The organism is Pigmentiphaga sp. NML030171 (genome assembly GCF_002188635.1).
Lineage (GTDB): Bacteria > Pseudomonadota > Gammaproteobacteria > Burkholderiales > Burkholderiaceae_B > Pigmentiphaga > Pigmentiphaga daeguensis.
Genome location: NZ_NINX01000051.1, coordinates 39,020 through 64,423, shown reverse-complemented (window position 1 = coordinate 64,423; position 25,404 = coordinate 39,020). Strand labels below are relative to the sequence as shown.

General features: G+C 68.4%; 23 protein-coding genes. 14 read left to right on the top strand and 9 right to left on the bottom strand.

What is annotated here, in order from left to right:
* Nucleotides 1-108 precede the first annotated feature (108 nt).
* The 3 genes from rpsO to CDO46_RS28850 all read left to right on the top strand — a co-directional run bounded on the left by rpsO (nt 109) and on the right by CDO46_RS28850 (nt 3,265).
* Entirely contained in the window at nt 109-378 is a 270-nt protein-coding gene (gene rpsO, locus CDO46_RS25335) for a 30S ribosomal protein S15 (RefSeq protein WP_087841341.1), read from the top strand.
* A 207-nt stretch (nt 379-585) separates the two neighbouring features.
* Complete coding sequence (pnp, locus tag CDO46_RS25330; protein WP_087841340.1) at nt 586-2,685, top strand: polyribonucleotide nucleotidyltransferase; 2,100 nt, start codon at nt 586-588, stop codon at nt 2,683-2,685.
* A gap of 409 nt (nt 2,686-3,094) precedes the next feature.
* Nucleotides 3,095-3,265: a helix-turn-helix domain-containing protein gene (locus CDO46_RS28850; RefSeq protein WP_369597227.1), complete on the top strand. Its 171-nt coding sequence runs from the start codon at nt 3,095-3,097 to the stop codon at nt 3,263-3,265.
* Between the two features lie 74 nt (nt 3,266-3,339).
* Here the strand turns inward: CDO46_RS28850 and CDO46_RS25320 are convergent, their stop codons facing one another.
* The 3 genes from CDO46_RS25320 to CDO46_RS25310 form a co-directional block, all read right to left on the bottom strand.
* Nucleotides 3,340-3,711 carry a type II toxin-antitoxin system HigA family antitoxin gene (locus CDO46_RS25320; protein WP_087841339.1) on the bottom strand — a complete coding sequence of 124 codons (372 nt, stop codon included), beginning with the start codon at nt 3,709-3,711 and terminating at the stop codon, nt 3,340-3,342.
* A 3-nt stretch (nt 3,712-3,714) separates the two neighbouring features.
* Complete coding sequence (locus CDO46_RS25315) at nt 3,715-4,017, bottom strand: type II toxin-antitoxin system HigB family toxin (protein ID WP_087841338.1); 303 nt, start codon at nt 4,015-4,017, stop codon at nt 3,715-3,717.
* Between the two features lie 163 nt (nt 4,018-4,180).
* A complete protein-coding gene (locus CDO46_RS25310) occupies nt 4,181-5,086 on the bottom strand; it encodes a LysR family transcriptional regulator (RefSeq protein WP_087841337.1) in 906 nt (301 codons plus the stop codon).
* 111 nt (nt 5,087-5,197) lie between these two features.
* On the opposite strand from CDO46_RS25310, the gene CDO46_RS25305 reads away from it, so the two are divergent.
* The 4 genes from CDO46_RS25305 to CDO46_RS25290 all read left to right on the top strand — a co-directional run bounded on the left by CDO46_RS25305 (nt 5,198) and on the right by CDO46_RS25290 (nt 9,209).
* A complete protein-coding gene (locus CDO46_RS25305) occupies nt 5,198-5,626 on the top strand; it encodes a hypothetical protein (RefSeq protein ID WP_087841336.1) in 429 nt (142 codons plus the stop codon).
* A 70-nt stretch (nt 5,627-5,696) separates the two neighbouring features.
* The gene (locus CDO46_RS25300; protein ID WP_087841335.1) at nt 5,697-7,226 is read left to right on the top strand and encodes an ABC transporter ATP-binding protein; all 1,530 of its coding nucleotides are present in this window, start codon (nt 5,697-5,699) and stop codon (nt 7,224-7,226) included.
* Entirely contained in the window at nt 7,213-8,286 is a 1,074-nt protein-coding gene (locus tag CDO46_RS25295) for an ABC transporter permease (RefSeq protein WP_087841334.1), read from the top strand. Before CDO46_RS25300 ends, CDO46_RS25295 begins: the two co-directional genes overlap by 14 nt.
* Before the next feature lie 5 nt (nt 8,287-8,291).
* Nucleotides 8,292-9,209 (top strand): ABC transporter permease, encoded by a 918-nt coding sequence (locus CDO46_RS25290; protein WP_087841333.1) that lies wholly within the window; start codon nt 8,292-8,294, stop codon nt 9,207-9,209.
* Between the two features lie 18 nt (nt 9,210-9,227).
* On the opposite strand, the gene CDO46_RS25285 is transcribed toward CDO46_RS25290, so the two are convergent.
* From CDO46_RS25285 to CDO46_RS25265, 5 genes are all read right to left on the bottom strand, one after another.
* Nucleotides 9,228-11,669 carry a penicillin acylase family protein gene (locus CDO46_RS25285; RefSeq protein WP_087841514.1) on the bottom strand — a complete coding sequence of 814 codons (2,442 nt, stop codon included), beginning with the start codon at nt 11,667-11,669 and terminating at the stop codon, nt 9,228-9,230.
* Between the two features lie 179 nt (nt 11,670-11,848).
* Nucleotides 11,849-12,553 (bottom strand): 2OG-Fe(II) oxygenase, encoded by a 705-nt coding sequence (locus CDO46_RS25280; protein ID WP_087841332.1) that lies wholly within the window; start codon nt 12,551-12,553, stop codon nt 11,849-11,851.
* Between the two features lie 41 nt (nt 12,554-12,594).
* Nucleotides 12,595-13,317 (bottom strand): 2OG-Fe(II) oxygenase, encoded by a 723-nt coding sequence (locus CDO46_RS25275; RefSeq protein WP_087841331.1) that lies wholly within the window; start codon nt 13,315-13,317, stop codon nt 12,595-12,597.
* Nucleotides 13,314-13,895 carry a methylated-DNA--[protein]-cysteine S-methyltransferase gene (locus tag CDO46_RS25270; protein WP_087841330.1) on the bottom strand — a complete coding sequence of 194 codons (582 nt, stop codon included), beginning with the start codon at nt 13,893-13,895 and terminating at the stop codon, nt 13,314-13,316. The genes CDO46_RS25275 and CDO46_RS25270 overlap by 4 nt, the downstream gene beginning before the upstream one ends.
* 161 nt (nt 13,896-14,056) lie before the next feature.
* Nucleotides 14,057-15,493 carry a catalase gene (locus CDO46_RS25265; protein WP_087841329.1) on the bottom strand — a complete coding sequence of 479 codons (1,437 nt, stop codon included), beginning with the start codon at nt 15,491-15,493 and terminating at the stop codon, nt 14,057-14,059.
* Between the two features lie 187 nt (nt 15,494-15,680).
* Between CDO46_RS25265 and CDO46_RS25260 the strand changes: the two genes are divergently transcribed.
* The 3 genes from CDO46_RS25260 to CDO46_RS25250 all read left to right on the top strand — a co-directional run bounded on the left by CDO46_RS25260 (nt 15,681) and on the right by CDO46_RS25250 (nt 19,974).
* Nucleotides 15,681-16,853 carry a BMP family ABC transporter substrate-binding protein gene (locus tag CDO46_RS25260; protein ID WP_254914685.1) on the top strand — a complete coding sequence of 391 codons (1,173 nt, stop codon included), beginning with the start codon at nt 15,681-15,683 and terminating at the stop codon, nt 16,851-16,853.
* Nucleotides 16,854-16,993: 140 nt separating this feature from the next.
* Nucleotides 16,994-19,522 (top strand): ABC transporter permease, encoded by a 2,529-nt coding sequence (locus tag CDO46_RS25255; protein WP_254914684.1) that lies wholly within the window; start codon nt 16,994-16,996, stop codon nt 19,520-19,522.
* 20 nt (nt 19,523-19,542) lie between these two features.
* Nucleotides 19,543-19,974, top strand: a complete 432-nt coding sequence (locus tag CDO46_RS25250) for a group II truncated hemoglobin (protein WP_087841327.1) — start codon at nt 19,543-19,545, stop codon at nt 19,972-19,974.
* Nucleotides 19,975-19,981: 7 nt separating this feature from the next.
* Here CDO46_RS25250 and CDO46_RS25245 read toward each other — a convergent pair whose 3' ends face one another.
* On the bottom strand, nt 19,982-20,893 hold the full coding sequence (locus CDO46_RS25245) for a LysR family transcriptional regulator (RefSeq protein WP_087841326.1): 912 nt from the start codon (nt 20,891-20,893) through the stop codon (nt 19,982-19,984).
* A 100-nt stretch (nt 20,894-20,993) separates the two neighbouring features.
* On the opposite strand from CDO46_RS25245, the gene CDO46_RS25240 reads away from it, so the two are divergent.
* From CDO46_RS25240 to CDO46_RS25225, 4 genes are all read left to right on the top strand, one after another.
* Nucleotides 20,994-22,352, top strand: coding sequence for an FAD-dependent oxidoreductase (locus CDO46_RS25240; protein ID WP_087841325.1), 1,359 nt, complete (start codon nt 20,994-20,996; stop codon nt 22,350-22,352).
* A 46-nt stretch (nt 22,353-22,398) separates the two neighbouring features.
* Nucleotides 22,399-23,361, top strand: a complete 963-nt coding sequence (locus CDO46_RS25235) for a tripartite tricarboxylate transporter substrate binding protein (protein WP_254914683.1) — start codon at nt 22,399-22,401, stop codon at nt 23,359-23,361.
* 70 nt (nt 23,362-23,431) lie between these two features.
* Nucleotides 23,432-24,913 carry a DNA recombination protein RmuC gene (locus CDO46_RS25230; RefSeq protein ID WP_087841324.1) on the top strand — a complete coding sequence of 494 codons (1,482 nt, stop codon included), beginning with the start codon at nt 23,432-23,434 and terminating at the stop codon, nt 24,911-24,913.
* 33 nt (nt 24,914-24,946) lie between these two features.
* Nucleotides 24,947-25,336 (top strand): MAPEG family protein, encoded by a 390-nt coding sequence (locus CDO46_RS25225; RefSeq protein ID WP_087841323.1) that lies wholly within the window; start codon nt 24,947-24,949, stop codon nt 25,334-25,336.
* Nucleotides 25,337-25,404 lie beyond the last annotated feature (68 nt).

The following is a 25,404-nucleotide window of genomic DNA, read 5'->3' as shown; positions in this document are numbered from 1 at the left end:
GGCGGCGCTGATCGTTAACCTTCCGGCCGCGACCAGATATGTCGTGGCCGGGTCGTCAACTTTCACGGCAGGGCGCCTCGGCCTTGCCGCCAGTCCGAGAGGAAAAAAATGTCCGTCGCCGACATCAACAAGGCCAATATCGTCTCCGAATTCCAACGCGCCCAGGGTGATACCGGATCCCCCGAAGTGCAGGTCGCTCTCCTGACCGCCCGGATCAACGAATTGACCAGCCATTTCAAAGAGCACACCAAAGACCACCATTCCCGTCGCGGGCTGCTGCGCATGGTCAGCCGTCGCCGCAAGCTGCTCGACTACCTGAAGGGCCGCAACGCCGACGCGTACCGCGCCCTGATCGAGAAGCTCGGTCTGCGTAAGTGAATTTCCAGGGGATCGGGAACCCGGCGGGCGCTGCCCTCGCAGCGCCGCTCCGCGTTTCCGGTGGTTGCCGGTTTCGTCGCTTCCTGTTCGGGCGCGACGCAGCCGGCACTCTAGCAACCCCCTCCTGAAATATGAGAGTGCCTGTGTCAGGGACCGCCTGTCACAGGCATTTTCGTTTCAGAAGGGCAATCGCAAAGGATGCCTGTCATGTTCAATAAAGTCACAAAAACCTTCCAATATGGCCAGCATACCGTCACGCTCGAAACCGGCGAGGTTGCTCGCCAGGCTTCGGGCGCGGTAATGGTGTCCATCGAGGACACCGTCGTGCTGGCAACCGTGGTCGGGGCCAAGAAAGCCAAGCCCGGCCAGGATTTCTTCCCGCTCACCGTCGACTACATCGAGAAGACCTACGCCGCCGGGCGCATCCCGGGCGGGTTCTTCAAGCGCGAGGGCAAGCCCTCCGAGAAGGAAACGCTGACCTCGCGTCTGATCGATCGGCCGCTGCGTCCGCTGTTCCCCGAGGGCTTCTACAACGACGTGCACGTGGTCATCCACACGCTGTCGGTCAATCCCGAGATCGATCCCGACATCGCCGCGATGATCGGTTCGTCGGCCGCCCTGGCCATCTCCGGCATCCCGTTCAACGGCCCGATCGGCGCCGCGCGCGTGGGCTGGATCGATGATCAGTACGTGCTCAACCCCACCGCCTCGCAGCTCAAGACCTCCAAGCTGGACCTGGTGGTGGCCGGTACCGATGCCGCCGTGCTCATGGTCGAATCCGAAGCCCAGCAGCTGTCCGAAGAGGTCATGCTGGGTGGCGTGGTCTACGGCCACGAGCAGATGCAGACCGTCATCAATGCGATCAACGACCTGGTGCGCGAAGCCGGCAAGCCCGAATGGGACTGGAAGCCCGCCGCCAAGAACGAGGAACTGATCGCCTCGGTGCGCGCCGTGGCCGAGGAAGGCCTGAAGGCCGCCTACCAGATCCGCTCCAAGCAGGAGCGCACCACCAAGCTGCGCGAAGTCTATGCCGACGTGCACGCCAAGCTGGCCGCCCAGGCCGAGGCCTCGGGTACCGCGGTCGACGGCGTCGAAGTGGACAACATCCTGTTCGACTTCGAAGCGCAGATCGTGCGCGGCCAGATCCTGAACGGCGAGCCCCGCATCGACGGCCGCGATACCCGCACGGTGCGTCCGATCAGCATCCGCCTGGGCGTGCTGCCCCGCGCGCACGGCAGCGCGCTGTTCACCCGCGGCGAAACCCAGGCCCTGGTGATTGCCACGCTGGGCACCAAGCAGGACGAGCAGATCATCGACGCGCTGATGGGCGAGTATCGCGATCGCTTCATGCTCCACTACAACATGCCTCCGTTCGCCACCGGCGAAACCGGCCGCATCGGCACGCCCAAGCGCCGCGAAGTCGGCCACGGCCGCCTGGCCAAGCGCGCCCTGGTGTCGCTGCTGCCCGCGCCGCAGGACTTCCAGTACACCATCCGCGTGGTGTCGGAAATCACCGAGTCGAACGGTTCGTCGTCGATGGCGTCCGTGTGCGGCGGCTCGCTGGCCATGATGGACGCCGGCGTGCCGATCAAGGATCACGTGGCCGGCGTGGCCATGGGCCTGATCAAGGACGGCGGCAAGTTCGCCGTGCTGACCGACATCCTGGGCGACGAAGACCACCTGGGCGACATGGACTTCAAGGTGGCCGGTACCGTCAATGGCGTGACCGCGCTGCAGATGGACATCAAGATCCAGGGCATCACCAAGGAAATCATGCAGGTGGCGCTGGCCCAGGCCCGCGAAGGCCGCCTGCACATCCTGGAAAAGATGCGCGAGGCCCTGGAAGGTTCGCGCGGCGAGCTGTCGGCGTTCGCGCCGCGCATGCTGTCCATGAAGATCAACCCCGAGAAGATCCGCGACGTGATCGGCAAGGGCGGCGCCACCATCCGTGCGCTGACCGAGGAAACCGGCACGCAGATCGACATCTCGGACGACGGCACCATCGTCATCTCCAGCGCCGACCTGGACCGCGCCAAGGAAGCGCAGCGTCGCATCGCCGACCTGACCGCCGACGTGGAAGTGGGCCAGATCTACGAGGGCGCCGTGCTGCGCCTGCTGGATTTCGGTGCCATCGTCCAGGTGCTGCCGGGCCGCGACGGCCTGCTGCACATCTCGGAAATCGCCAACCATCGCATCGCCAACATCAACGATGTGCTGAAGGTCGGCCAGCAGGTCCGCGTCAAGGTCATCGAGGCCGATGACAAGGGCCGCCTGCGTCTGTCGATGAAGGCGATTGCTGCTGAATAGGCGGTCCCCCCCTACGCCCTTCGGGCGCCCAGCATGGCGAGCCCCCAGCCGCTACGCGGCAGCCCCCCGAGGGGGCGGGGACCCGCCTTGGGGCGGCCCAGCGGCGGGTCCCCCGGGCGGCACTGGCGGACCGGCGGAGCCGGATCCGCTGTGCCCTGGGTCGGGGGGAGGGGTGTAGTGCTGACGGCGTCCTGTGGGGCGCCGTTTTTTATTTTGTGGGATGTTTCCATCCTATGAGGAGACGACACATGACGACGAGCAAGCCTGGCCGCTTGGCCAGTGAACTTCTGGAAATGGCCGACTCCCAGCACCGCTTGGGGATCATGGACAAGGCGACGCATCAGAAAATCACTGCCGCCACCTGGGAGCGGATGCGCTGCCTACCTCGGAGCCTATTACCGCGGCTCAAGTGCGGGAAGTGCGCGAGAAGGCTCACCTCAGTCAAGCCGCGCTTGCCCGGTATCTCAATATGACGCCGGGCTATGTCTCGCAGCTCGAGCGCGGCGCGACGCATGCGAAAGGCCCTGCGCTGGCACTGTTGAACGTTATCCGGCGCAAGGGAATCGAGGCGCTTCTCTAAGTGTGAGGATCCGGAGCGAGCGGTGGGATCGTGTTGCGATTTTCTTCGCAGGCCACCGTGGTCCTACCGGGAGATCAGGAGTTCGACGGGGGTTTGACCAGGCTTTCGGCGGGGATGCCTAGCCCTTTGTGCAGATTCCAGATCATTTGCAGTGTCAGGCTGCGCTTGCGGTTCAGGATTTCGTAGACGCGGTTGCGGCGGCCGATCATGGGCTCGAGGTCTTTGGCGGTCAGGCCGGCTTGCTCCATGCGGAATTTGATCGCTTCGACGGGGTCGGGCAGGTCGATGGGAAAGTGTCTGGCTTCGTAGGCTTGTACCAGCGTAGCCAGGATGTCCAGGCGATCGCCATCCGGCGTTCCGGGTTCAGGATCGCTTTCCATGAGGCGTGAGATGTCTTTCAGGGCCATCTTGTAGTCCGCTTCGCTACGGATGGGGCGAATCTCCATGTCTTACTCCATTTCTATGGTCTCGGCATCGATCGCGTCATATTCCCAGTGTGTCCCCACGAACTTCACATAGACGATGCGCAAGCGGTAGGCGACCGCGACGATCAATCGATAGTCATTGCCTTTGATGTTGAAAACCACGCGACGATTCTTGAGGATGCTGGCGCTGCGGTAATGAGCCTTGATATCCGAAGGTTGCGTCCATGTGGCTTGGCTTGCTTCATCCACCCAAGCCTTGAGGGGTTGCTCTGCGTCCGGATGGGTTTTCCAGAACTGGCGCAATGTGCTGACGGCAATGACCCGCATGAGTTAAGATTAGTCCCAAATTGGGACTTTCGCAAGTGGTTGTTCGAAGCACCGCCGGGAGCTTTAGCTATCTCTCGTGGAGGCGGGCCGTTGCACCGAGGAATGTATCAACATCCTCGCGATATGGCCGAGTGCACTCGGACACGAATATCGCAGCGGTACCCTAAGGCAGCAGCGGCACGCCGGCATCGCCGGCCAGGTGGCTCAGCAGGTCCCGGACCGGGGCCGACAGGCCGGCCCAGTCGCGCAGGCACAGGCACAGGCGGCGGTGGGCCCAGGCGTCCGCCAGCGCGATGCGCTGGTAGGGATGGCGGCGGCGATGGCTCTGGGCGATGCTGTCGGGAATGACGGCCACGCCTACGCCGTGCGAGACCATTTCGCACAGCCCGCCGAAGGTGTTCATCCTGATCCGCAGGGCCAGTGCGTGGCCGGCGCGCCGCGCATGTTCGTCGATGTGGTCCTGCAGCGCGCTGCCGGGGGCCAGTCCCACGAAGGGCTCGCGCACGATCTCGGCGAACGGGACCACGCGCCGCTGCGCCAGGGGGTGGCCGCGGGCGGTGATCAGGACGAGGTGGTCGGTGGCGACGGGGTGCAGTTGCAGCCCGGCGGCATCGACCTGGTCCGAAGTGATGCCGGCTTCGACCAGTCCGGCGGAGACCGCCTTGACGATTTCCTTGCTGGTGCGCTCGCGGATGTCGACGTTCAGGTGCGGGCGGGCGGCCATCCACGGGGCCAGCTTGCGCGGCAGGAAGGCCGTCAGGGCCGCGGTGTTGGCGTGGATGCGGATGGTCCCGCGGGCGCCGGAGGCGAAGTCCAGCAGCTCGCCCTGCATCAGTTCCCGCTGGCGCAGGATCAGCCGGGCATGATGGGCCAGCGCCTCGCCGGCCTCGGTGGCGACCACGCCGCGATGGCGGCGCTCCAGCAGCCGCACGCCGGCATCGGCCTCGATGTTGCGCAGGCGTTCGCTGGCCGAGGCCAGCGCCAGGTTCGCGCGCGTGGCGCCCTGCGTGATGCTGCCGGCGTCGACGATGGCGAGGAACAGGCGCAGGTCCGCGAGATCGAGGCGCATGGAAATGCTCCGTGGTGGAGTGCCTTCGGGACAGCCGAAGGCACGAGGCATAGAACCGCATTGTGCCAAAGCGCGCCGACAGGCCCAATAGGCATGTCAAAGGAGACGGCCGTGAAGCGCTCGCACATTATTTCCCGTTGGGTTCGTATCTCGGCGCCGTGGCTGTTTGCCGCGGCGGTCGTGGCTCCCGCTGCGTCGGCGGCACCGCCGCTTTCGGAAATCGCGACCTCCGAGCAGTTCTATCAGATGGCGCTGGAGGCTCGCTCGGAAGGGGACTACGGCACGATGCTGGCGCGGTTGCGGCAGGCCGCGACGCGGGGCGACCTGGAGGCCCAGGAGATGCTGGCCTCGGTCCTGCTGGCCGGTCCGGCCCTGTACGGACCGAAGGTGAAGGCCGATCCGTGCGAGGCGATGCACTGGGCCCACCTGGCCCTGGAGCGGGGCAGCGCGACGGGGCGGCATCAATGGATGGTGCTGAACGGTTTGCGCGACGTGCCCCGCATACGGAAAGACTGCCGGCCTCCGCCCGTGTATCGATGAAGCCCCGAGGCGGGCGGCGCGAAAAGGGGCGGTCTACAATGAGCGCCTCCTGTCCACCCGCTTCGTTCTCATGGCCGTTCCTCGACTCGAACTGCGCGGGATCACCAAACGGTATCCCGGCGTTCTCGCGAACGACGAGGTCTCGCTGGCCATCGCGCCGGGCGAGATCCACGCCGTGCTGGGCGAGAACGGGGCGGGCAAGTCGACCCTGATGAAGATCGCGTACGGCGCGCTGGCGCCGGATGCGGGACAGATCCTGTGGGACGGCCGTCCGGTGGCGCCACGCGCGCCGGACGATGCGCGCGCGTTGGGCGTGGGCATGGTGTTCCAGCACTTCGTGCTGTTCGACACGTTGACGGTGGCGCAGAACGTGCTGCTGGGGTTGCCGGCCGCACTGGCGCGCGAGCTGTCCCGGGGTGCCTCGGCGAGCGCCTGGCTGGCGCCGCTGATCGAACGCTATCGCCTGGACCTGGATCCCGATGCCCATGTGGGCGACCTGTCGGTGGGCGAACACCAGCGCGTCGAGCTGCTGCGCGCCCTGGCCGCGCGGCCGCGCCTGCTGATCCTGGACGAGCCGACCTCGGTGCTGTCGCCCGAGGCCAGGACCGCCTTGTTCGCCACCTTGCGGCAACTGGCGGCCGAGGGGTGCAGCGTGGCCTACATCAGCCACAAGCTGGCGGAGATCCGCGAGTTGTGCGATCGCTGCACGGTGCTGCGGGCGGGTCGTGCGGTGGCCGTGGTCGATCCGCGCGCAATGGCGCAGGACGAACTGGCCACCCTGATGCTGGGAAGCGCGGTGGACGAGGTCCGGAGCGCTTCGCCGCGGCCGGCGGGCGATCCGGTCTTGCGCGTGAAGCATCTGTCGATGCCCGCGCCGCCCGGCCAGCGCGTGGGCTTGCGCGAGGTCTCGTTCGAGCTGCGGGCCGGCGAGATACTGGGCGTGGCGGGTGTGTCCGGCAACGGCCAGTCGCTGCTGCTGTCGGTGTTGTCGGGCGAGGAGATCCACGTGCCGCACGATGCCGTGCATCTGCTGGGACATCCCATCGGCCGGCTTCGGCCGGCCGCGCGGCGCGGGCTGGGATTGCGCGCGATTCCCGAGGAACGCCTGGGACGCGGATGCGTGCCCGAGATGGGGCTGGACGAGAACATGCTGCTGACCATGGCATCCGGTCAAGCGTCATCCGGAGGCTGGATACGGCGGCGCGGGCTGGCCGAGGCCGCCTCCCGCGTCATCGCGCGCCACGGCGTGCGGGCGGCATCGCCGCGCGCACCGGCACGCAGCCTGTCCGGCGGCAATCTGCAGAAATTCATGGTGGGCCGCGAGCTCGACGGTGCGCCGCGCGTGCTGCTGGCGGCGCAGCCGACCTGGGGGGTGGACGTCGGCGCCGCCGCGCGCATCCACCAGGCGCTGATCGATCTGCGCGACGCCGGCGGCGCGGTCCTGGTCATTTCCGAGGACCTGGACGAGCTGCTCGCGCTGTGCGACAGGCTGGCGGTCATGGCAGGCGGGCGGCTGTCGCCGGCGGTGGCGCGCGCCCAGGTCACGGCCGACATGCTGGGCCGCTGGATGGAAGGGCGGTGGACCCATGATCCAGCTTGAGCCGCGTGCCTCCGCCTCGCGGCTGGCGGCCTGGCTGTCGCCGCTGGCCGCGCTGGCGCTGACCATGCTGGGCGGCGCCGCGCTGTTCGCGACGCTGGGCATCGATGCCTGGCAAGGGTTGCGGCTGTTCCTGGTCGAGCCTTTCAACGGCGTCTACGCGTGGGGCGAACTCGCGGTCAAGGCGGTGCCGCTGGTCCTGTGCGCGGTGGGCCTGTCGCTGTGCTTTCGCGCCAACGTCTGGAACATCGGCGCCGAAGGGCAACTGATCGCCGGCGCCATCGCCGGCGGCGGCGTGGCGCTGCTGGCCGGGCCGGACACGTGGCAGGGCTACGTGGTGCTGGTCATGGCCGCGGGCATGCTGGGGGGCATGCTGTGGGCCGCGCTGACGGCCTGGCTCAAGGACCGGTTCGGCGCCAATGAAATGCTGGTCAGCCTGATGCTGACCTATGTGGCGCAGCTCCTGCTCGGCTATCTGGTGTTCGGACCCTGGCGCGATCCCTACGGCTACAACTTCCCGCAGTCCCGATCGTTCGACGAGGCGGCCGTCCTGCCCGTGCTCTGGGAGGGCACACGCGCCCACGCCGGGCTGTGGCTGGCGCTCGCGGCCACCGGCGCGGCCTGGCTGTTCCTGGCGCGTTCCCATCCGGGCTTCCGCCTGCGCGTGACGGGCGCCGCGCCCGCCGCCGCGCGCTATGCGGGGTATTCGCCGCGCCAGGCCTTGTGGACTTCCATGCTGGCATGCGGCGCGCTGGCCGGGCTGGCCGGCATAGGCGAAGTCGCGGGGCCGATGCAGCGGCTCACGACTTCGGTGTCGCCGGGCTATGGTTTCGCGGCGGTGATCGCGGCCTTCCTGGGGCGCCTGCATCCGGCCGGCGCGCTGCTGGCCGGCCTGGTCATGGCGGCGTTCTACATAGGCGGGGAGCTGGCGCAGTCGCGCCTCGGCCTGCCGGCTTCCATCGTCGGCGTGTTCCAGGGGCTGGCGCTGGCGTTGCTGCTGCTGGGCGATACGCTGGTGCGCTATCGCATCCGCCGGCGCCGCCCGGCGGCCGTGGCAAGGTGAGCGGCATGGAAAGCCTGCTGCAACTCCTGGCCGCGACGCTGAACGCCGGCACGCCGCTGGCGCTGGCGGCGCTGGGGCTGGCCATCCACGAGCGCGCCGGCGTGATCAATCTCGGAGCCGAGGGCATGATGCTGCTGGCCGCCGCCGCCGGTTTCGCCGTGGCCTTCCACACCGGGAGCCCGGTATGGGGGCTGGCGGCGGGGGCGGGAGCAGGGGCTGCGCTGGCCGCCGTGTTCGCGCTGCTGGTGGTCGTCTTCAACGCCAGCCAGTACGGCAGCGGCCTGGCGGTGATGCTGCTGGGGTCGGGGCTATCGGCCTTCGCCGGCGTGTCCTACGCCGGCCGTTCGCTCGGGCAGGGCCAGGCAGGCCTACCGTGGCTGCGCGGCATTCCCGGCCTGGGAAGCACCGTGTTCGCGCTGCATCCGCTGGTGTACGCGACGATGGCGCTGGCCGGCCTGCTGGCGGTATTCCTGTACCGCACGAGGGCCGGCATGCTGCTGCGGGCGGTGGGGGAGTCGCCGGAGTCGGCGCACGCGCTCGGCTATCCGGTGGGCCGCATACGCGTGCTCGCGATCCTCGCGGGGGGGCTGTGCTGCGGGCTCGCGGGTGCGTATCTGTCGGTGGTCTATACGCAATTGTGGAGCGAGGGCATGGTGGCCGGCCGGGGCTGGATGGCCCTGGCGTTGATCGCCTTCGGCATGTGGCATCCCGTGCGCATCCTGCTGGGCGCGTATCTGTTCGGCGGGCTGACCATGTTGCAGTTCCAGCTGCAAGGCATGGGCGTTCAGGTGCCCTCGCAGTTCCTGGCGATGCTGCCCTACGTCTGCACCGTCGCGGTGCTGGCCTTGCGCGGCGGCAACCCCGGCTGGATGCGCCGGAACATGCCGCGCGCGCTGGGCAGGCCCTTCCTGCCCGAACGCTAGGCCGCGCTACGCCTTGCGTCAGTGGCCGGATCCCGCCGGGAGCAGCGTCAGTCGATGGACGTCGGGGCCGGGCAGGAAGGGCGTGGCCTTGCCATCCGTCCATGCCGAGTGGCCGGCCAGGAAAAAGGGCGACAGCGGATGGCCCGAGGCGCCGCCCGGCATTTCCATCAGTCCGTGTTCCTCATGTCCCGGCGACACCACGAAACGCTCGGACGCGCCGAACGACGGGCCCTGGATGCGCGGCATGTGGATGTCGCCCGGCATGGGGCGGGCAGGCGCCGACAGCCAGGGCCTGACGGCCGCCGGCAGCACCCGGGCCAGGGGATGCTCCATGGCGAGGCGGTTGCGGTCGCCCCAGCGGATCTCGTCCAGGGGGCGGCCGTCGGCGCTGACCGAGGCGATGGCCGTGTCGATGCGTTCGAGCATGAAGGCGTGCCAATCCGCGGCATAGGCCGGTTTCCAGGCACGGACACGCATCAGGCTTTCCATGGTGGCCAGCACGCGCGACGAGGCGCGGCGCATCGACAGTCCACCGTCGATGGCGGCCAGTCGCTCGTCCAACGCGCCGAACCACGCGTCGTACAACGCGTCGTGGTAGGCGCGCAGCAGCGCGTAGCCGGCACTGCCGGTGTCGGCGCGTCCGCTCCAGGATTGCACGATGCGCCGGAAGGCGGCCCGCCGCGGATGGCTGGCGACGGCGGTGTCGTCCAGCTCGGCCAGGGCCTGCTCGCGCAGGAATGCGATCCACGAGGCCCGGTCGTCCAGCTGGATGGCGAGCAGGTCGCGCTCGCTGAAGCGTTCGCCGGCGAACAGCGCATCGCGTATCTGAGTTCCGCGGGCACCGACATCGGCGCCGCCGTCCCCGATCCTGCGTTGCGTGGCTTCGTTCGCGAGTTGCGTGCTGTTGGCCGTCCAGAGCCGCCCGTAGGCCGGGGCGACGATCGCGGGATAGTCCGCCGGAGCGAGGCGGGCGAGTGCTGCCGCGGCATGGTCCGCCTCGACCGGAAAACCCAGCGGATCGAGCGTGGCGGTGGGCAAGGGACCGGCCAGCGTCCAGCCTATGTCGCCGCGGCGATCCGCCACCACCAGATTCTGCGTGGGAATCCCGGCCGTCTGCGCGACGTGCATCGCCTGTTCGACGTCGTGCGCCTCTTCCATGTCGGCCAGCCCCACGTTGGCGGCATCCGGCAGGTAGGCGATCCAGCGTATCGCGTAGACCTTGCCGTTGGCCTGCCGCAGCGGACCCCATGGGGTCTCGCGCACGGGCAGCATGACGGGCCCGGCCCCTTTCACGTCGATGCGCTCCATCGTTTCCGGCGCGGTTTCCCACGTGCCGGCCGGGCCCCGGTAGCGCGACGGATCGGCCGCATCGGGCTCCAGCCGCACCAGGTCGATGAAATGGCCGTAGCTGTTGGTGAAACCCCAGGCGACGTCGCCGTTGCTGCCCGCCACCACGATGGGGGCGCCGGGCAGGCTGACGCCGCTGATACGCCGTGGGCCCGAGGCCGAGGGAAACTCCAGCGTCAGCCGATACCAGACGTTGGGCAGGCGCAGGCCCAGGTGCATGTCGTTGGCCACCAGCGCGCGGCCGCCGGCGCCATGGCGCGCGTCCACGGCCCAGCCGTTGCTGCCCAGCGCCGACGAAGTGGTACCGGCATCCACCATCAGTTCGGCGGGAATCGCACCGCGCGTGCGTGGCGCGCGGGGCGCGTCGATCCAGTCGGGATGCGCATCCACCAGCGCGGTGTCCGGCGCGGCCGGCTGCGCGGGGAAAGGGGGGCGGTCCAGCGGCGCGTCCCAGTGGCTGCGCGTGGGCAGCAGCGCCGCGAGCAGCGGAGCGGGCAGGAGGTCGCGCAGCGCCTCGCGCGAGCGCACCCGCAGCAGTTCGCCGCCTTGCAGGTCCAGGTACATCGCATAGATGGCCAGCAGCGTGTCCACGGGCCGCCAGGGTTGTGGCGGCGCGCCCAGCAAAAAGTATTCGAACGGCCGTGCGCCCAGCGCGGCCAGGCCGGCATTGACGCCATCCGCGTAGCGTTCCAGCAAGGCGCGGTGGGCGGGCGGGAGCGCGGCGTAGGCCTGCTCCGCGCGGGCGCGGAAACGGTGCACGCGCACGCGCCGGTCCAGCGGCACGGCGGCCTCGCCCACCAGCGCGGCCAGTTCGCCGGCGGCCGAGCGCCGTACCAGGTCCATCTGGAAATAGCGGTCCTGCGCATGGGCGAAGCCGGTGGCGTAGGCGGCGTCGGCGCGGTTGGCCGCACGGATGGTGACGCTGCCCTGGGCATCGCGCGCGATCGTGGCGGGCTGGGCCGTGCCGGATGCGCCGAGTTCTCCGTCGACCCGGGGCAGGCTGGCGCGCAGGGTGAGCCAGGCGGCCGCGATGGTGGCGATGCCCAGGACGAGCACCGCCGCCACCGTGAGCAGGGCAAGACGGGCGGGGCGTTGGGGGCTACGGAATTTCATGGTGCGCGGATTGCCGTCCAATGTGTTTGCCGGGCACATTGTGCCCGTTCTGTTTCAAACGCACGACATTCCGGGCTGTCGATGAAAAATTCTTGGTTGTCCGCGGACATGGACAGTGGCGCGTTCATGAACGGGTCTTCTTCCAGGCCGAGGTGGGCCTGTGCCGTTCATCCGCAGCGTCAGGCTGCATCGTGGAACAGCAGTTCCAAGCCGATGCGTTCGCCCTTGCGGACACGGCTGATGGCGTGTTTGAGGTTGACCCGGTAATAGCCCTGGCTTCCCTTGACGGGGCGTTCCGCCGTGGCTATGACGGCCACGTCTCCAAGCTTGAGCGGCAACACCGCCGGCCGCGACTGCATGCGCGGGCGTTGCTCGGTCATCACGAATTCGCCTCCCTGGAAATCGACGCCCGGCTCGGACAGCACGGCGACGATCTGCATGGGGAAGACCTGCTCGCCGTCATTGCGCTGGTGCAGCGATACATGGCCTTCGCCGCCGAGCCGGCTCAGATGGGACTGCGCCCGCGTCTGGCCTGCCTCCCGGTTGCGCCGCAAGAAGTCCCCCAGTTCCGCCGGATAGCGAAGAGCGACGCCCAGGGTTTCGTTCCAGCGATTGGCGATGGCGACAAGGCGGCGATAAAGCGCCGTGCGCCACAGTTCCAGAGGTGCCGGCATACCGGCGTCGAAGTAGAACAACTCACCGCGCCCAAGATCACCGGCTTCCAAAGCCACTCGGCGGGCGCCTGCCGCCGTGGCCTGTTGGGCCAGATCGCGCGCCACGTCCACACCCAACAGACCGGGCAGCACGACATAGCCCTCGGCATCGAGCTGCAGGCCGATGTCCGTCCAGTTCAGGCGATCGAGGGGCGCGTCAAGCGAGGTCATGAGAACTCCTCCCATCCTTTAAGGTTCGAGCGTTTCCATGGTCACTTCGCGTCGTGGAAGATCAGGCCCACGGTATGGCGGTGACCGCTTCGGATGCGACTGACGCCATGCCGCATGGCCACCTTGCGGGTGCCGCGCCGACCCATTGCCGGTCGCTGGTTGACGGTGAACACCACCGCGTCGCCTTTGCGCAGCGCGACGACATCCGCGCGGTGGCCCTTGTTCGACAGCTCCGTCATGATGAACTCGCCGCCGGTGAAGTCCCTGCCGGGTTCCGACAGCAGGATGGCAACCTGCAAAGGAAAGACGTGATCGCCGTAGAGATCCCGGTGCAGGCAGTTGTAGTCGCCCTCGCCGTACTGGAGGATCAGCGGCGTCGGCCGGGTCTGGCCGGCCTCATGGCACCGGCGCAGATAGGCGTCCAGGTCATGAGGGTACTGCGCGCCGATCTGCAGCTGTCGATTCCAACGATTGGCGATCGGCGCCAGGCGGGGATACAGCGCGTGGCGCAACTGGTCGAGCAGCGGTGGCAAGGGGTAGGCGAAGTATTTGTACTCGCCTCGCCCGAAGCCGTGGCGAGCCATGACGATCCGCGCGCGATAGCCTTCTTCTCGCGCATAGAGTGCTGCGAGGTCATCGCATTGCCCCGCCGTCAGCAGGTTGGGCAGCACGGCATGTCCCTGTGCATCGAGCGACTGTTCGATGCCCGGCCAGTCGTACGTCTCGGGCGCCATGGCAAGTCCCTGGCTTGCCACGGCGTTCATGCCGCGAACCCTGCAGCCACCTTGCCGGCTTCCTTGGCCAGCAGCGTGCGCTTGCGCTCGACGCCCCAGCGATAGCCGGAGATCGAGCCATCCCTGCGCACCACGCGATGACAGGGAATGGCGATGGCCAGGACGTTGGCCGCGCAGGCACCCGCTACGGCACGGACGGCTTCCGGTACGCCGAGATCACGCGCGACGTCGCTGTAGCTGCGGATCTTGCCTGCCGGGATGCCGCACAATACCTGCCAGACCTTCTGCTGGAACGCGGTGCCGCCGATGTCGAGATTGATAACGCCCTGGGACGCGTCTTGGTCGATGAAGCCAATGATTTGTCCCAGCTCGTGTCGCAGAGAAGGCTGATCAGGCTGCAACTCGATATTCGGAAAGGCAGCCGTGAGCTGGTCGCTCAATGCCCGCGCCTCCTCGCCAAGGAAGATGGCGCAGATGCCGCGCCGGCTCCGGGCGACAAGCACTTCGCCCAGCGCTGCTTGACCGACGGCGAAGCGAATAGGGCCTTCCACCTGGCTGCCAGGGGCGCGAAAGTCGTACTTGAACATAGAAACGGAACGGGGCTTCATGGCAATGTTCCTCGGTGGTGACAAGGTGGGATCAGTCTAGGCGTCCATTCCCTTCTTGAAACTCCGCTCTTTGCGGTTGAATTCTTTTTCCCGCCTCGCCATTCAAGAAGTCGCATCTTGCCGTCGATCCCCCTTAGCACCGTGGTGCCGGTGAAGGGCCTCTAGGCGGCCAGTCCCAACCCCTTCGCCACGCCTTCCCCATACCGCGGATCCGCCTTGGCGAAGTGCGCGATCTGGCGTTCCTGGATCTCGCGCGGCACCGTCTTCATCGCGTTGACGATGTTCTCGATCAACAGGGCCTGCTGGCCGGCGCTCATGAGGCGGAACAGGTCGCCGGCCTGCGTGTAGTCGTCATTGCCGGCGCGATGGTCGTAGCGGTCGGCATCGCCCGAGAGCGGCAGCGGCGGTTCGCGGTGCGCCGCATCCTGGCGGGGCGCGTCGGCCACGCTGTTGGGCTCGTAGTTGGCGGCGCCGCCGAAGTTGCCATCGAAGCGCATGGCGCCGTCGCGCTGGTAGGTCCGCACCGGCGCATGGGGCCGGTTGACCGGCAGCGCCTGGTAGTTCGTGCCGACGCGGTACAGGTGCGCGTCATGGTAGGCGAACAGGCGGGCCTGCAGCATCCTGTCGGGGCTGAAGCCCAGTCCACGCACGATCGCCGACGGCGAGAACGCGGCCTGCTCGACCTCGGCGAAATAGTTCTCCGGATTGCGGTTCAGCGTGATGACGCCCACTTCGATGAGCGGGAAGTCCGCGTGGGGCCAGACCTTGGTCAGGTCGAAGGGATCGTAGGGCGTGGCGCGCGCCTGATCCTCGGTCATGACCTGGATGCAGAAGCGCCACTTGGGGTAGTCGCCCCGCTCGATCGCCTCGAACAGGTCGCGCTGGGCGTAGTCGGGATCCTCGCCGGCAAGCCGGGCGGCGTCGCGCGGATGCAGGTTGCGTATGCCCTGCAGGCTGAGTACGTGGTACTTGACCCAGACGCGCCGGCCCTGGGCATCGAGCATGCTGAACGTGTGGCTGCCGAATCCGTGCATGGCGCGATAGCCGTCGGGCGTGCCGCGGTCGGAGAACAGCGTGGTGACCTGGTGCAGCGATTCGGGCGACAGCGACCAGAAGTCCCACATCGCGGTGGGGTTCTTCATGTTGGTGCGCGGGTCTCGCTTCTGGGTGTGGATGAAGTCGGGGAACTTGATGCCGTCGCGGATGAAGAAGACCGGCGTGTTGTTGCCCACCAGGTCCCAGTTGCCTTCGTTGGTGTAGAACTTGATGGCGAAGCCGCGCGGGTCGCGCTCGGTGTCGGCCGAGCCCTTCTCGCCGCCCACGGTGGAGAAGCGGATGAAGACGTCGGTCTTGCGGCCTACTTGCGCGAACAGGTCGGCGCAGGTGTAGCGGGTGATGTCGTTGGTCACCTCGAAGACGCCGTAGGCGCCCGAGCCCTTGGCATGCACCACGCGCTCGGGGATGCGTTCGCGGTTGAAGTGCTGCAGCTTCTCGACCAGGTGGAAATCCTCGATCAGGACGGGGCCGCGCGGGCCGGCGGTCTTCGAGTTCTGGTTGTCGGCGACAGGCGCGCCCGTTGCGGTGGTGAGAGTCGTCATGCCTAGCTCCGAATTGTCGAGGCCCTACGATAGGCCGCCCTGGGTTATTGGTAAATTGAATTGAATAAATCATCGCAATAGGTCGATTCAATGAATGATAAAATGGCGCGTTCGTTCGTGTCCGCCCCGGCGCAGCTTCCCGCCGGCCGGATCTTTTTCCGGGAAGCCGTGTTCGAGGAGAACCAGCGTGAAAAACCTCGTTTCGGTGCCGCTTGCGCACCGTGAACAACCTTGTCCCCACGAAATGGAAACCATGGCCGGCCTTGCCAGCGCGGGGCGCCGCCGCGTCCTGGGCTGGCTGGCGGCGGGCGCGCCCATCGCCGGCGCGGCCCTGGGCATGCCGCGCCTGGCCCGGGCGGCCGATCCGCTGTCCGTGGGGTTCGTGTACATGTCGCCCATCACCGATGCGGGCTGGACGCGCCAGCACGAGGATGGCCGCCTGGCCATGGTCGCCGCGCTGGGGGCGCGGGTGGCCACCCGGGTCGTCGAGAACGTGCCCGAGAACGCCGACGCCGAGCGGGTGATACGCGATCTCGCGCGCCAGGGCTGCAAGCTCGTCTTCACCACGTCCTTCGGCTACATGGACGCGGTGATGCGGGTTGCCCGCGAGTTCCCGGGCGTGGTGTTCGACCAGGCCTCGGGCTACCGCCTCGCGCGCAACCTGGGCGCCTACAACATCCGCTTCTACGAGGGCCGCTATCTGGCCGGACTGGTGGCGGGGGCGATGACGCGCAGCCACGTCCTGGGCTATGTCGCGGCCCTGCCTATCCCGGAGGTGATCCAGGGCATCAACGCCTTCACGCTGGCAGCACGCAGCGTCAACCCCAAGGTCCAGGTGCGCGTGGTCTGGACGCAGAACTGGTTCGATCCCCCGCGCGAGCGCGACGCGGCCCAGGCTGTGCTGCGCCAGGGCGCCGACGTGCTGACCAACCACTCGGGGTCGTCCGCGGTGGCGCAGGCAGCCGAGGCGGCGGGGGCGTGGATGCTGGGCTATACGTCCGACATGAGCCGCTATGCGCCGACGCGCCAGCTCGGCGCCGTCGTGCATCGCTGGGGCGACCATTACATCCAGGCCGCGCGCGAAGTGCTGGACGGCACCTGGACCTCGCGGGCCATCATGGGCGGCCTCAAGGACGGGATGATCGCGCTCGAGGCGCTGTCGCCCAAGGTGCCCCAGGCGGTGCGCGCGTCGGTGGACGAGGCGCGCGGCAAGATCGCGGCGGGCGCGCTCCATCCCTTCGGCGGCCGGCTGGTGGACAACCAGGGCAAGGTGCGCCAGCAATCCGGCGTGCCGAGCCAGAAGGACGTCGACCACATGGACTGGTTCGTCGAGGGCGTGGTGGGCAAGGCAGTGGCCTGACGGCGCTCCGGTAAAGTAGCGGGGCCGCGTGAACCGCGGGCGGCCGGCGTGGTCCTATCGGGGCTGCCCGGCACGCCACGCGTAGCGCGGCATGCATCGCCCGGGCGTTCGCCTTCGATCCACTTCCTTTCCCGCCGGCCATGACCACCGACATCCGTTCGTTCTCACCGCTGTCCCTCCTGGCCCAGGCCCGGCGCATGACCGTGCGCGACTGGCGCGCCGGGGAACTCAGGCTGCTGGCGATGGCGCTGGTCATTGCCGTGGCCTCGGTTTCCAGCGTGGGTTTCCTGGCCGACCGCATCCGCCAGGCGCTGGAACGGGATGCCGCCCAATTGCTGGGCGGCGACGTGGTGCTGATTTCCGATAACCCGATCGACCAGGGGCCGCGCGAAGAGGCGCGCCGGCTGGGGCTGACGGTGACCCAGAACCTGCAGTTTCCCTCCATGGCCAGCGTCGGGACGGGCGATGCCGCGCGTTCGCAACTGGCGGCCTTGAAGGCGGTGCGGCCGGGCTATCCGCTGCGCGGCAGCCTGCGCGTGGCCGAAGGCCCCACCGCGCCCGACCAACCGACGCGCGAGATCCCCGCGCCCGGGACCGCCTGGGTGGACCCGCAACTGCTGTCGCTGCTGGAGGTGCGCGTGGGAGACGACCTGCAACTGGGCGACCGGCATTTCCGCATCGCACGCGTGATCACGGTGGAACCCGATCGCGGCATGAATTTCATCAACGTCGCGCCGCGGGTCATGATCCGCGAGGACGACCTGGCGTCCACCGGCTTGGTGACCTTCGGCAGCCGTATCACCTACCGCCTGCTCGCCGCCGGACAACCGGCGGCGGCACGCGAGTACGCGGCCTGGCTGCAGGCCCATCCGCAGCGCGGGCAGCGCGTGGAGACGCTGGATTCGGGCCGGCCCGAGATGCGGCGGACCATCGACCGGGCGCAGCAGTTCCTGTCTCTGGTGGCCCTGCTGGCGGCCCTGATCGCGGCGGTGGCCGTGGCGCTGGCCGCACGGCGCTTCACGCTGCGCCATTTCGACAGCGTGGCGGTGATGCGCTGCCTGGGCGCGACGCAGACCACGCTGACCTGGCTGTTCGCCGCCGAGTTCCTGATCATCGCCCTGGGGGCGGCCGCCGTCGGCAGCGCGCTCGGCTATGCCGCGCACGAAGGCCTGATCGCCGCGCTGGGCGGCCTGATCACGGCCGATCTGCCGCGTGCCGGGCCGCTGCCCGCGATACAGGGTTTTCTTGCCGGCGTCTGGCTGCTGATGGGCTTCGCGTTGCCGCCGCTGGCCCAGTTGCGCCATGTCGCGCCCGCCCGGGTATTGCGCCGCGACACCGGCGTCGCGCCGGCGCGCACCGCGCTCGGCTACGGCATGGGCGCGGTGGGCTTCGCGCTGCTGCTGCTATGGTTCGCGCGCGACCTGAAGCTGGGCCTGATGGTAGCCGGGGGATTCCTGGGCGGCTTCCTGCTGTTTTCCGGCATCTCGTGGCTGGGGCTGCGTTGGCTGGAGCCGCTGCGGCAATGGCAGCGCGGGCCGGTGGCCCTGCGTTTCGCGCTGGCGGGCGTGGTCCGCCGCCGTGGCGCCACGGTGGCGCAGATATGCGCCCTGGCGGTGGGGCTGATGGCGATCCTGCTGCTGTCCATCACCCGCGGCGACCTGGTCGAGGGCTGGCGCAGCGCCGCGCCGCCCGACGCGCCCAACCGTTTCCTGATCAACATCCAGCCGGACCAGCGCGAGGCGGTCACGCAGCGCCTGGCGCAGGCGGGACTGGGCCACGTGCAGCTGTACCCCATGATCCGTGGGCGCCTGGTCGAGATCAACGGCCGCGCGGTGGGGCCGGCCGACTACCAGGACGATCGCGCGCAGCGGCTGGTGGACCGGGAGTTCAACCTGTCCTACATGGACCAGTTGCCGGGCCACAACCGCGACGTGGCCGGCCGCTGGCTGGACCCGGATGCCGCCGAGGTGTCGATGGAGCAGGGCATCGCGAAGACCCTGGGCGTGAACCTGGGCGACACGCTCCGGTTCGACATCGCCGGCAACGCGGTCGACGTGAAGGTGACCGGCCTGCGGGCGGTGGACTGGGATTCCATGCAGGTGAACTTCTTCGCCATCCTGTCGCCGGCGGCGCTGCGCGACATGCCGCAGAGCTGGATCACCGCGCTGCACCTGCCGCCCGAGCAGGCCGACCTGTCCAACGCGCTGATCCGCGAGTTTCCCAACCTGACCATCTTCGATACCAGCGCCATCCTGCGACAGGTGCAGGACGTGCTGGAGCAGGTGGTGGCGGCGGTGCAGTTCCTGTTCCTGTTCACGCTGGCCGCCGGCTGCCTGGTCCTGTATGCGGCGCTGGCCTCCACCCGCGACGAGCGGGTGCGCGAGGCCGGGCTGCTGCGCGCGCTGGGGGCCACGCGCCGGCAGCTGTCGCTGGCGCAGTGGCTGGAGCTGGCCGCCATAGGCGGCGCGGCGGGCGTGCTGGCCGCGGCCGGCGCGTCGGTGATCGCGTGGTTGCTGGCCCGCCATGTGTTCAACTTCGCGCTGACGCCGAACCCGTGGGTTTGGGTGGCCGGGCTGCTGGTGGGCGTGGCGTGCGCCTGGGCGGGGGGATGGATGGGGCTGCGCGGCGTGCTGCGCCAGCCGCCGCTGGCGACCCTCAGGGAAACCTAGCGCTTTTCGATGATACCGAGATGAACGACAAGACGATATTGATACGCGAGCCCGAGGAACCGGCTCCGGCCGGCCAGACCCTGTTCGACGCGATAGGCGGCGAAGCGCGCGTGCGTGAACTGGTCGACCGGTTCTACGACCTGATGGACCTGGACGCCGACCTGGCCGAGCTGCGTGCCGCGCACGGCCCGTCGCTGGACCAGGCCAGGGAGAAGTTGTTCTGGTTCCTGTGCGGCTGGATGGGCGGCCCCGATTACTACATTCGCCGCTTCGGCCATCCCCGCCTGCGGGCACGCCATCTGCCGTTCTCGATCGGCACCACGGAGCGCGACCAGTGGGTGGTCTGCATGGGCCGGGCGATGCAGCAGGTCGGCGTCGAGCCGGCGCTGGCCGACAAGCTGCTGGCCTCGTTCTACAACACGGCGGACTGGATGCGGAACCGGCCGGAGTAGGCCGGACTCATGCGCCGTCGCCGGATCTCTCCCAGGGGGGCGTGCCGCCCAGGTGGTCGCGCAGCCAGGCCAGCAGCAGTTCCATGCGCGGCAAGGCGCGCTTGCGGGCCGGGATCAGGGCCTTGAGCCATACGTCCTGTAAGGGGTGGTCCTCCAGCAGCGCCACCAGGCTGCCGTCCGCGAGCGCGCGCCGCGCAACATAGGTGGGCAGGACGGCGATGCCGTTGCCGGCGCGGGCCGAGGCATAGAGCACATAGTTGTCGTTGGCGCCCAGGCGCGCGGGCACGTCGACGCTGATGGGCCCGCTCGCGCTGTTGAAGTGCCAGCTGTGGCCGGTGGGATTGAACACCAGGCAGTCGTGGTCGGCCAGGTCGCGCGGATGGCGCGGGGCGGGCCGGCGCGCCAGGTAGCCGGGCGCGGCGCAGACGACCTGGCGCAGCGGGCACAGCGGCTCGTCCACCACGCCCTCATAGCTGTCGGCGCGGCCGCTGACCGAGATGTCGAAGCCTTCCTCGGCGGGATTGGCCGACCGGTCCAGCAGCGCGACCTCCAGGGTCAGCCGTTCATGGCGCCGCTGGAAGGCCGCGAGGATGTCGGCCAGGTACAGCACCGTGAGCGAGGTCGGGGCCCGCAGCCGGATGTGGCCGTCCAGCGCATCCTGGTCGCGCTTGAGTTCCGAGGCGATGTCATCGAAATCGCTGACCAGCGCGCGCGCCCGCGCGTGGAACTTGTGGCCGGCCTCGGTCAGCGTCACGCGGCGGCTGGAGCGTTCGAACAGGCGCGCGCCCAAGGTCCATTCGAGATGGCCGACGCGCTTGGCCACGACCGAGGGCACGGTATCGAGCTGGCGCGCGGCCTCCGAGAAATTGCCGCCGCGCACCGTGGCAAGAAAGGCGCGCAGGTTGGCCAGGGTATCCATTTTCTATTCCAAAACGCGAAAACTGGTGCTTCGAATTAGACCAGATAATCCGTTTTGAAATAGATAACATGTCCGCTTCCCTGAATGACAAGGTGGAGCAATGACAACGGCACATCCGGCCAGCGTGACCGAACCCGCGCGGCAGACCCCCATCCTGGGCGAATTCGACGTGGTGGTGCTGGGCGGCGGCCCCGCCGGCATGACGGCCGCCGCCGCGGCGGCGCGCCACGGCTGCCGTACCTTGCTGATCGAGCGCTACGGATTCCTGGGCGGCATGGGCACGGCGGCCGGCGTGACCAATTTCTGCGGCCTGCACGCCAATGTATTCGGCGACAACCGGCGCGTGGTGCACGGCCTGGCGGACGAACTGCTGGCCACGCTGGAGAAGCTGGGCGGTTTGTGCGAGCCGCATCGCATGTTCCAGGACAAGATCATGGCGCAGGCCTACGACAACGCGGCCTACAAACTGGCCGCCGACGATCTGGTCGTCGCCAGCGGCAGCCAGCTTCTGTTCCACGCGCAGGCGGCCGGGGTGCTGATGCGCTCGCCGGCCGAGATTGCCGCGCTGCTGGTCGAGACCAAGTCCGGCCGTGCCGCGGTGGTCGGCAGGATCTACATCGATTGCTCGGGCGACGGCGACATGGCGGCCGCGGCGGGCGTGCCCTATGAAAAGGGCGATGGCCACGGCGGCATGCTGTATCCGTCGACCATGTTCCGCGTCAACAACGTCGATCCGGCCCGTGCCGGCAGGGCCTGGGAACACTTCGGCCGCCTGATGGAGGAGGCCGCCCGCGACGGCCGCCGGTTCGCCCGCAAGACGCCCATCGTGCGGCCGCAGAAGAATCCGGTCGAATGGCGCGCCAACGTGACCCAGCTCAGCAACCCGGACGGGACCGCGATCGACGGCACCGATGCCTGGCAACTGAGCGAGGGCGAGTTGCAGGGACGGCGCCAGGCCCGCGACTTCTTCGAGTTCCTGCGCGAGTACGCGCCGGGTTTCGATGCCTCGTACATCCTGGAGATCGCGCCGCAGGTCGGCATACGCGAGACGCGCCGCATCGTCGGCGAATACCAGTTGACCGAGGGCGACGTGCTGGGCTGCGCGAGCTTCGAGGACACCATAGGCGTGAACGGCTGGCCGGTCGAGGCCCACGTCGCCGGCGACATCGTATTCAAGTTCGTCGACGTGCCCAACGTCAGGGGCTTCAACCACCTGCCGTACCGCATGCTGCTGCCGCTGGGCGTGGACAACCTCCTGGTCGCGGGGCGCTGCGCCTCGATGACCCACATGGGCCAGTCGGCCGCGCGCGTGACCGGCCCGTGCTTCGCCATGGGCCAGGCGGCCGGCACGGCGGCGGCCCTGTCGCTGCGCGCCGGCGTGGCGCCGCGCCGACTCGACGTGGCCGCCCTGCAGCAAGTGCTGGAGCGGGACGGCGCCTACCTGGGCCGGGACATGTAGGCCTGGCGGCAGTAGGTAATTTTCTTCATCACAAGGAGACAATATCGTGATCAGACGCCTGGCTGCGGCCATGTTTTTCGCCCCTTTGCTGGCCGTTCCCGCCCATGCGCAATGGCCCGAGAGGCCGGTGCGCATCATCGCTCCCTTCGCTCCGGCTTCCACGCCGGATACCCTGGCCAGAGTGCTGTCCGAACGCCTGTCCAAGCGGCTCAAGCAGACTTTCGTCGTCGAGAACAAGGCCGGCGCCGGTGGCATGATAGGCACCGACCACGTCGCCAAGGCGGCGCCCGACGGCCTGACGCTGGGCGTAAGCATCACCGGTCCGCTGGTGAACAACAAGCTGCTCTACAAGAAGATGCCGTATGACCCGGACCGCGACCTGACGCCCATCACCATCGCCGTGATGCAGCCCAGCGTGATCGTCGCACGTGCCGGACTGCCTGCTGCCAACCTGGAGCAACTGGTCGCGCTGCTCAGGCAGTCGCCCGGCAAGTTCAACTACGCCTCCATCGGCAATGGCTCGCTGTCGCACCTGACGATGGAACTGGTCGCCTCGCGCAGCGGCACCAGCATCGTCCATGTGCCGTACGGCGGTTCGAGCCAGGCTGTGACCGCCTTGCTCGCCGGCGATGTCGACATGGCGTGCCTGCCCGCCGCCGCGGTGCAGTCCTTCGTGAAGGCCGGCAAGCTGCGCGCCATCGCCGTCACCACCGGCGCCCGCACCCGCTTCATGCCCGAGGTCCCGACCCTGGCCGAACAGGGCATGAAGGGCGTGGACACCGGTGCCTGGATGGGGATCGTCGCGCCGGCCGGCCTGGATCCGGCCTTGAAGTCCCGCATCCACGACGAGGTCGTCCGGGCGCTGGAGGAACCCGAGGCGCGCAAGGCGTTCGACAGCCAGATGATGGAAGTCGTGGCGGGTACGCCCGAGGCGTTTTCCGCCTACCTGAAGGAAGAGGCGGATCGCTGGTTTCCCATCATCCGCAAGAACGGGATCGAGCTGGATTGAGCGCGCACGGCCCCCCGGCTTGGGGCCCGCGGCGCCTGAGCCTAAAATCCCTGGTTTTGGGGGCCGAGTCTTGACCGAATACCTGTTGTGGGGCAGCGCCGTCGCTGCCGTGCTCGCGGCATTGTTCGCACTGTTGGCGCTGCTGCGCAAGCCGGGGGCGGATCCGCGCCTGGACCAGATCCTGACCGAGCAGGAGCGCCTGGAGCGCACGCTGCGGGCCGACATCACCGAGAGCCAGCGTGGCCTGCGGTCGGAACTGGCCGAGTCCACGCGCGGGCTGCGCACCGAACTGGGCCAGACGCTGGCCCAGGGCATGCAGGCGCTGGGCGGCCAGCAGGCGCAGCAGGCCCAGGTGCTGAACCAGCAGCTCGACGCTTTCGCCCAGAACCTGACCACGCTGACGGCGCAATTGCAGGAACGCTTCGAGGCGCTGCGCATTTCGCTGACCCGCGACGCCGCGGCCAACCGCGACGAGAGCGCGCAGGCCCTGCAGCGCTTCGCCGATCGTTTCTCCGAACAATTGCGCGTGCTGACCGAGGCCAACGAGCGCCGCATGGTCGAGGTCCGCACGACCGTGGAGCAGCGCCTCAAGGACATGCAGGCCGACAACTCCGTGAAGCTCGAGGAGATGCGCCGCACCGTGGACGAGAAACTGCACGCCACGCTGGAACAGCGGCTGGGCGAGTCCTTCAAGCTGGTCTCCGACCGGCTGGAGGCCGTGCACAAGGGGCTGGGCGAAATGCAATCGCTGGCGGCCGGCGTGGGCGACCTCAAGCGCGTGCTGACCAACGTGAAGACGCGCGGGACCTGGGGCGAAGTGCAGCTCGGCATGCTGATCGAGCAGACCATGACGCCGGCGCAGTATGCCCGCAACATCAAGCCGGTGCCCGGCAGCGACGAACTGGTGGAGTTCGCCATCCGCCTGCCGGGACGCGGTGACGATGCCGTACCGGTGTGGCTGCCGATCGACGCCAAGTTCCCCAAGGAGGAATACGAGCGGCTGGTGGACGCGCAGGAGCGCGCCGACCTCGATGCCGTGCGCGCCGCCGGGCAGGCCTTCGAGCGCGGCGTGGAGCTGGAGGGCCGCCGCATCGGCTCCAAGTACATCGCGCCGCCGCACACCACCGATTTCGCCATCATGTTCCTGCCCACCGAGGGGCTGTACGCCGAGGTCCTGCGGCGGGCCGGCCTGATGGACAAGCTGCATGCGCTGCGCATCAACGTGGCCGGCCCCAGCACCCTGGCCGCGCTGCTGAACAGCCTGCAGATGGGGTTCCGGACGCTGGCCATCGAGCAGCGTTCGTCCGAGGTCTGGAAGGTACTGGGCGCGGTCAAGTCGGAATTCGGCAAGTTCGGCGACGCGTTGGCCAGCGTGAAGAAGACGCTGGAAACCGCCAGCAACAAGATCGGACAGACCGAGGTGCGCACCCGCGCCATGCTGCGCAACCTGAAAACCGTCGAAGCCCTGCCGGAAGGCGAGACACGCCAGTTGCTGGGGACCGAGGACGACAACCTCGCGGCCGACGAGGCCGACGGGGAAGCGGACAACTAGGACACGCGGGGCCAGGCCCCCGGGGAGGCTGGCATGACCATCGCATTCTGGTGTGTGTTCGTCGCGGTACTGATGCCCTACGTCTGCTTCGGTATCGCCCGGAACAGGGCGCGGCCGTTGCGCGACAACCGCGATCCGCGCGATTTCCCGAACCGCATACAAGGCATCGCCAAGCGCGCCTGGAGCGCGCACCTGAACGCATTCGAGACCCTGCCGGGTTTCGCCGCAGCGGTGATCATCGCGCACCTGGCCGGTACCCCGCAGCACCTGGCGGATGGCTGGGCGCTGGCCTGGGTCGCGGCGCGGCTGCTGTTCATCGGTTGGTACCTGGGCGACAAGCCGGGCCTGCGCTCGGCCGCGCACGTCGCCAGCATGATGTGCGTGCTGGGGCTGTTCGTGTCCGCGGCCGTGGCGGCGGCATGAGGCCGTAAAAATGTGCAACAGAATGGTTGCACGTATCCCGGGCCTCGATATACTGCAACCGAAACGTT

Excerpts from the sequence above, each read along its gene's own strand:
- rpsO (WP_087841341.1), top strand. The coding sequence starts at position 109 with ATGTCCGTCGCCGACATCAACAAGGCCAATATCGTCTCCGAATTCCAA.
- pnp (WP_087841340.1), top strand. The coding sequence starts at position 586 with ATGTTCAATAAAGTCACAAAAACCTTCCAATATGGCCAGCATACCGTC.
- CDO46_RS25320 (WP_087841339.1), bottom strand. The coding sequence starts at position 3,711 with ATGGAGATTCGCCCCATCCGTAGCGAAGCGGACTACAAGATGGCCCTG.
- CDO46_RS25315 (WP_087841338.1), bottom strand. The coding sequence starts at position 4,017 with ATGCGGGTCATTGCCGTCAGCACATTGCGCCAGTTCTGGAAAACCCAT.
- CDO46_RS25310 (WP_087841337.1), bottom strand. The coding sequence starts at position 5,086 with ATGCGCCTCGATCTCGCGGACCTGCGCCTGTTCCTCGCCATCGTCGAC.
- CDO46_RS25300 (WP_087841335.1), top strand. The coding sequence starts at position 5,697 with ATGGCCGTTCCTCGACTCGAACTGCGCGGGATCACCAAACGGTATCCC.
- CDO46_RS25295 (WP_087841334.1), top strand. The coding sequence starts at position 7,213 with ATGATCCAGCTTGAGCCGCGTGCCTCCGCCTCGCGGCTGGCGGCCTGG.
- CDO46_RS25290 (WP_087841333.1), top strand. The coding sequence starts at position 8,292 with ATGGAAAGCCTGCTGCAACTCCTGGCCGCGACGCTGAACGCCGGCACG.
- CDO46_RS25285 (WP_087841514.1), bottom strand. The coding sequence starts at position 11,669 with ATGAAATTCCGTAGCCCCCAACGCCCCGCCCGTCTTGCCCTGCTCACG.
- CDO46_RS25280 (WP_087841332.1), bottom strand. The coding sequence starts at position 12,553 with ATGACCTCGCTTGACGCGCCCCTCGATCGCCTGAACTGGACGGACATC.
- CDO46_RS25275 (WP_087841331.1), bottom strand. The coding sequence starts at position 13,317 with ATGAACGCCGTGGCAAGCCAGGGACTTGCCATGGCGCCCGAGACGTAC.
- CDO46_RS25270 (WP_087841330.1), bottom strand. The coding sequence starts at position 13,895 with ATGAAGCCCCGTTCCGTTTCTATGTTCAAGTACGACTTTCGCGCCCCT.
- CDO46_RS25265 (WP_087841329.1), bottom strand. The coding sequence starts at position 15,493 with ATGACGACTCTCACCACCGCAACGGGCGCGCCTGTCGCCGACAACCAG.
- CDO46_RS25255 (WP_254914684.1), top strand. The coding sequence starts at position 16,994 with ATGACCACCGACATCCGTTCGTTCTCACCGCTGTCCCTCCTGGCCCAG.
- CDO46_RS25250 (WP_087841327.1), top strand. The coding sequence starts at position 19,543 with ATGAACGACAAGACGATATTGATACGCGAGCCCGAGGAACCGGCTCCG.
- CDO46_RS25245 (WP_087841326.1), bottom strand. The coding sequence starts at position 20,893 with ATGGATACCCTGGCCAACCTGCGCGCCTTTCTTGCCACGGTGCGCGGC.
- CDO46_RS25240 (WP_087841325.1), top strand. The coding sequence starts at position 20,994 with ATGACAACGGCACATCCGGCCAGCGTGACCGAACCCGCGCGGCAGACC.
- CDO46_RS25225 (WP_087841323.1), top strand. The coding sequence starts at position 24,947 with ATGACCATCGCATTCTGGTGTGTGTTCGTCGCGGTACTGATGCCCTAC.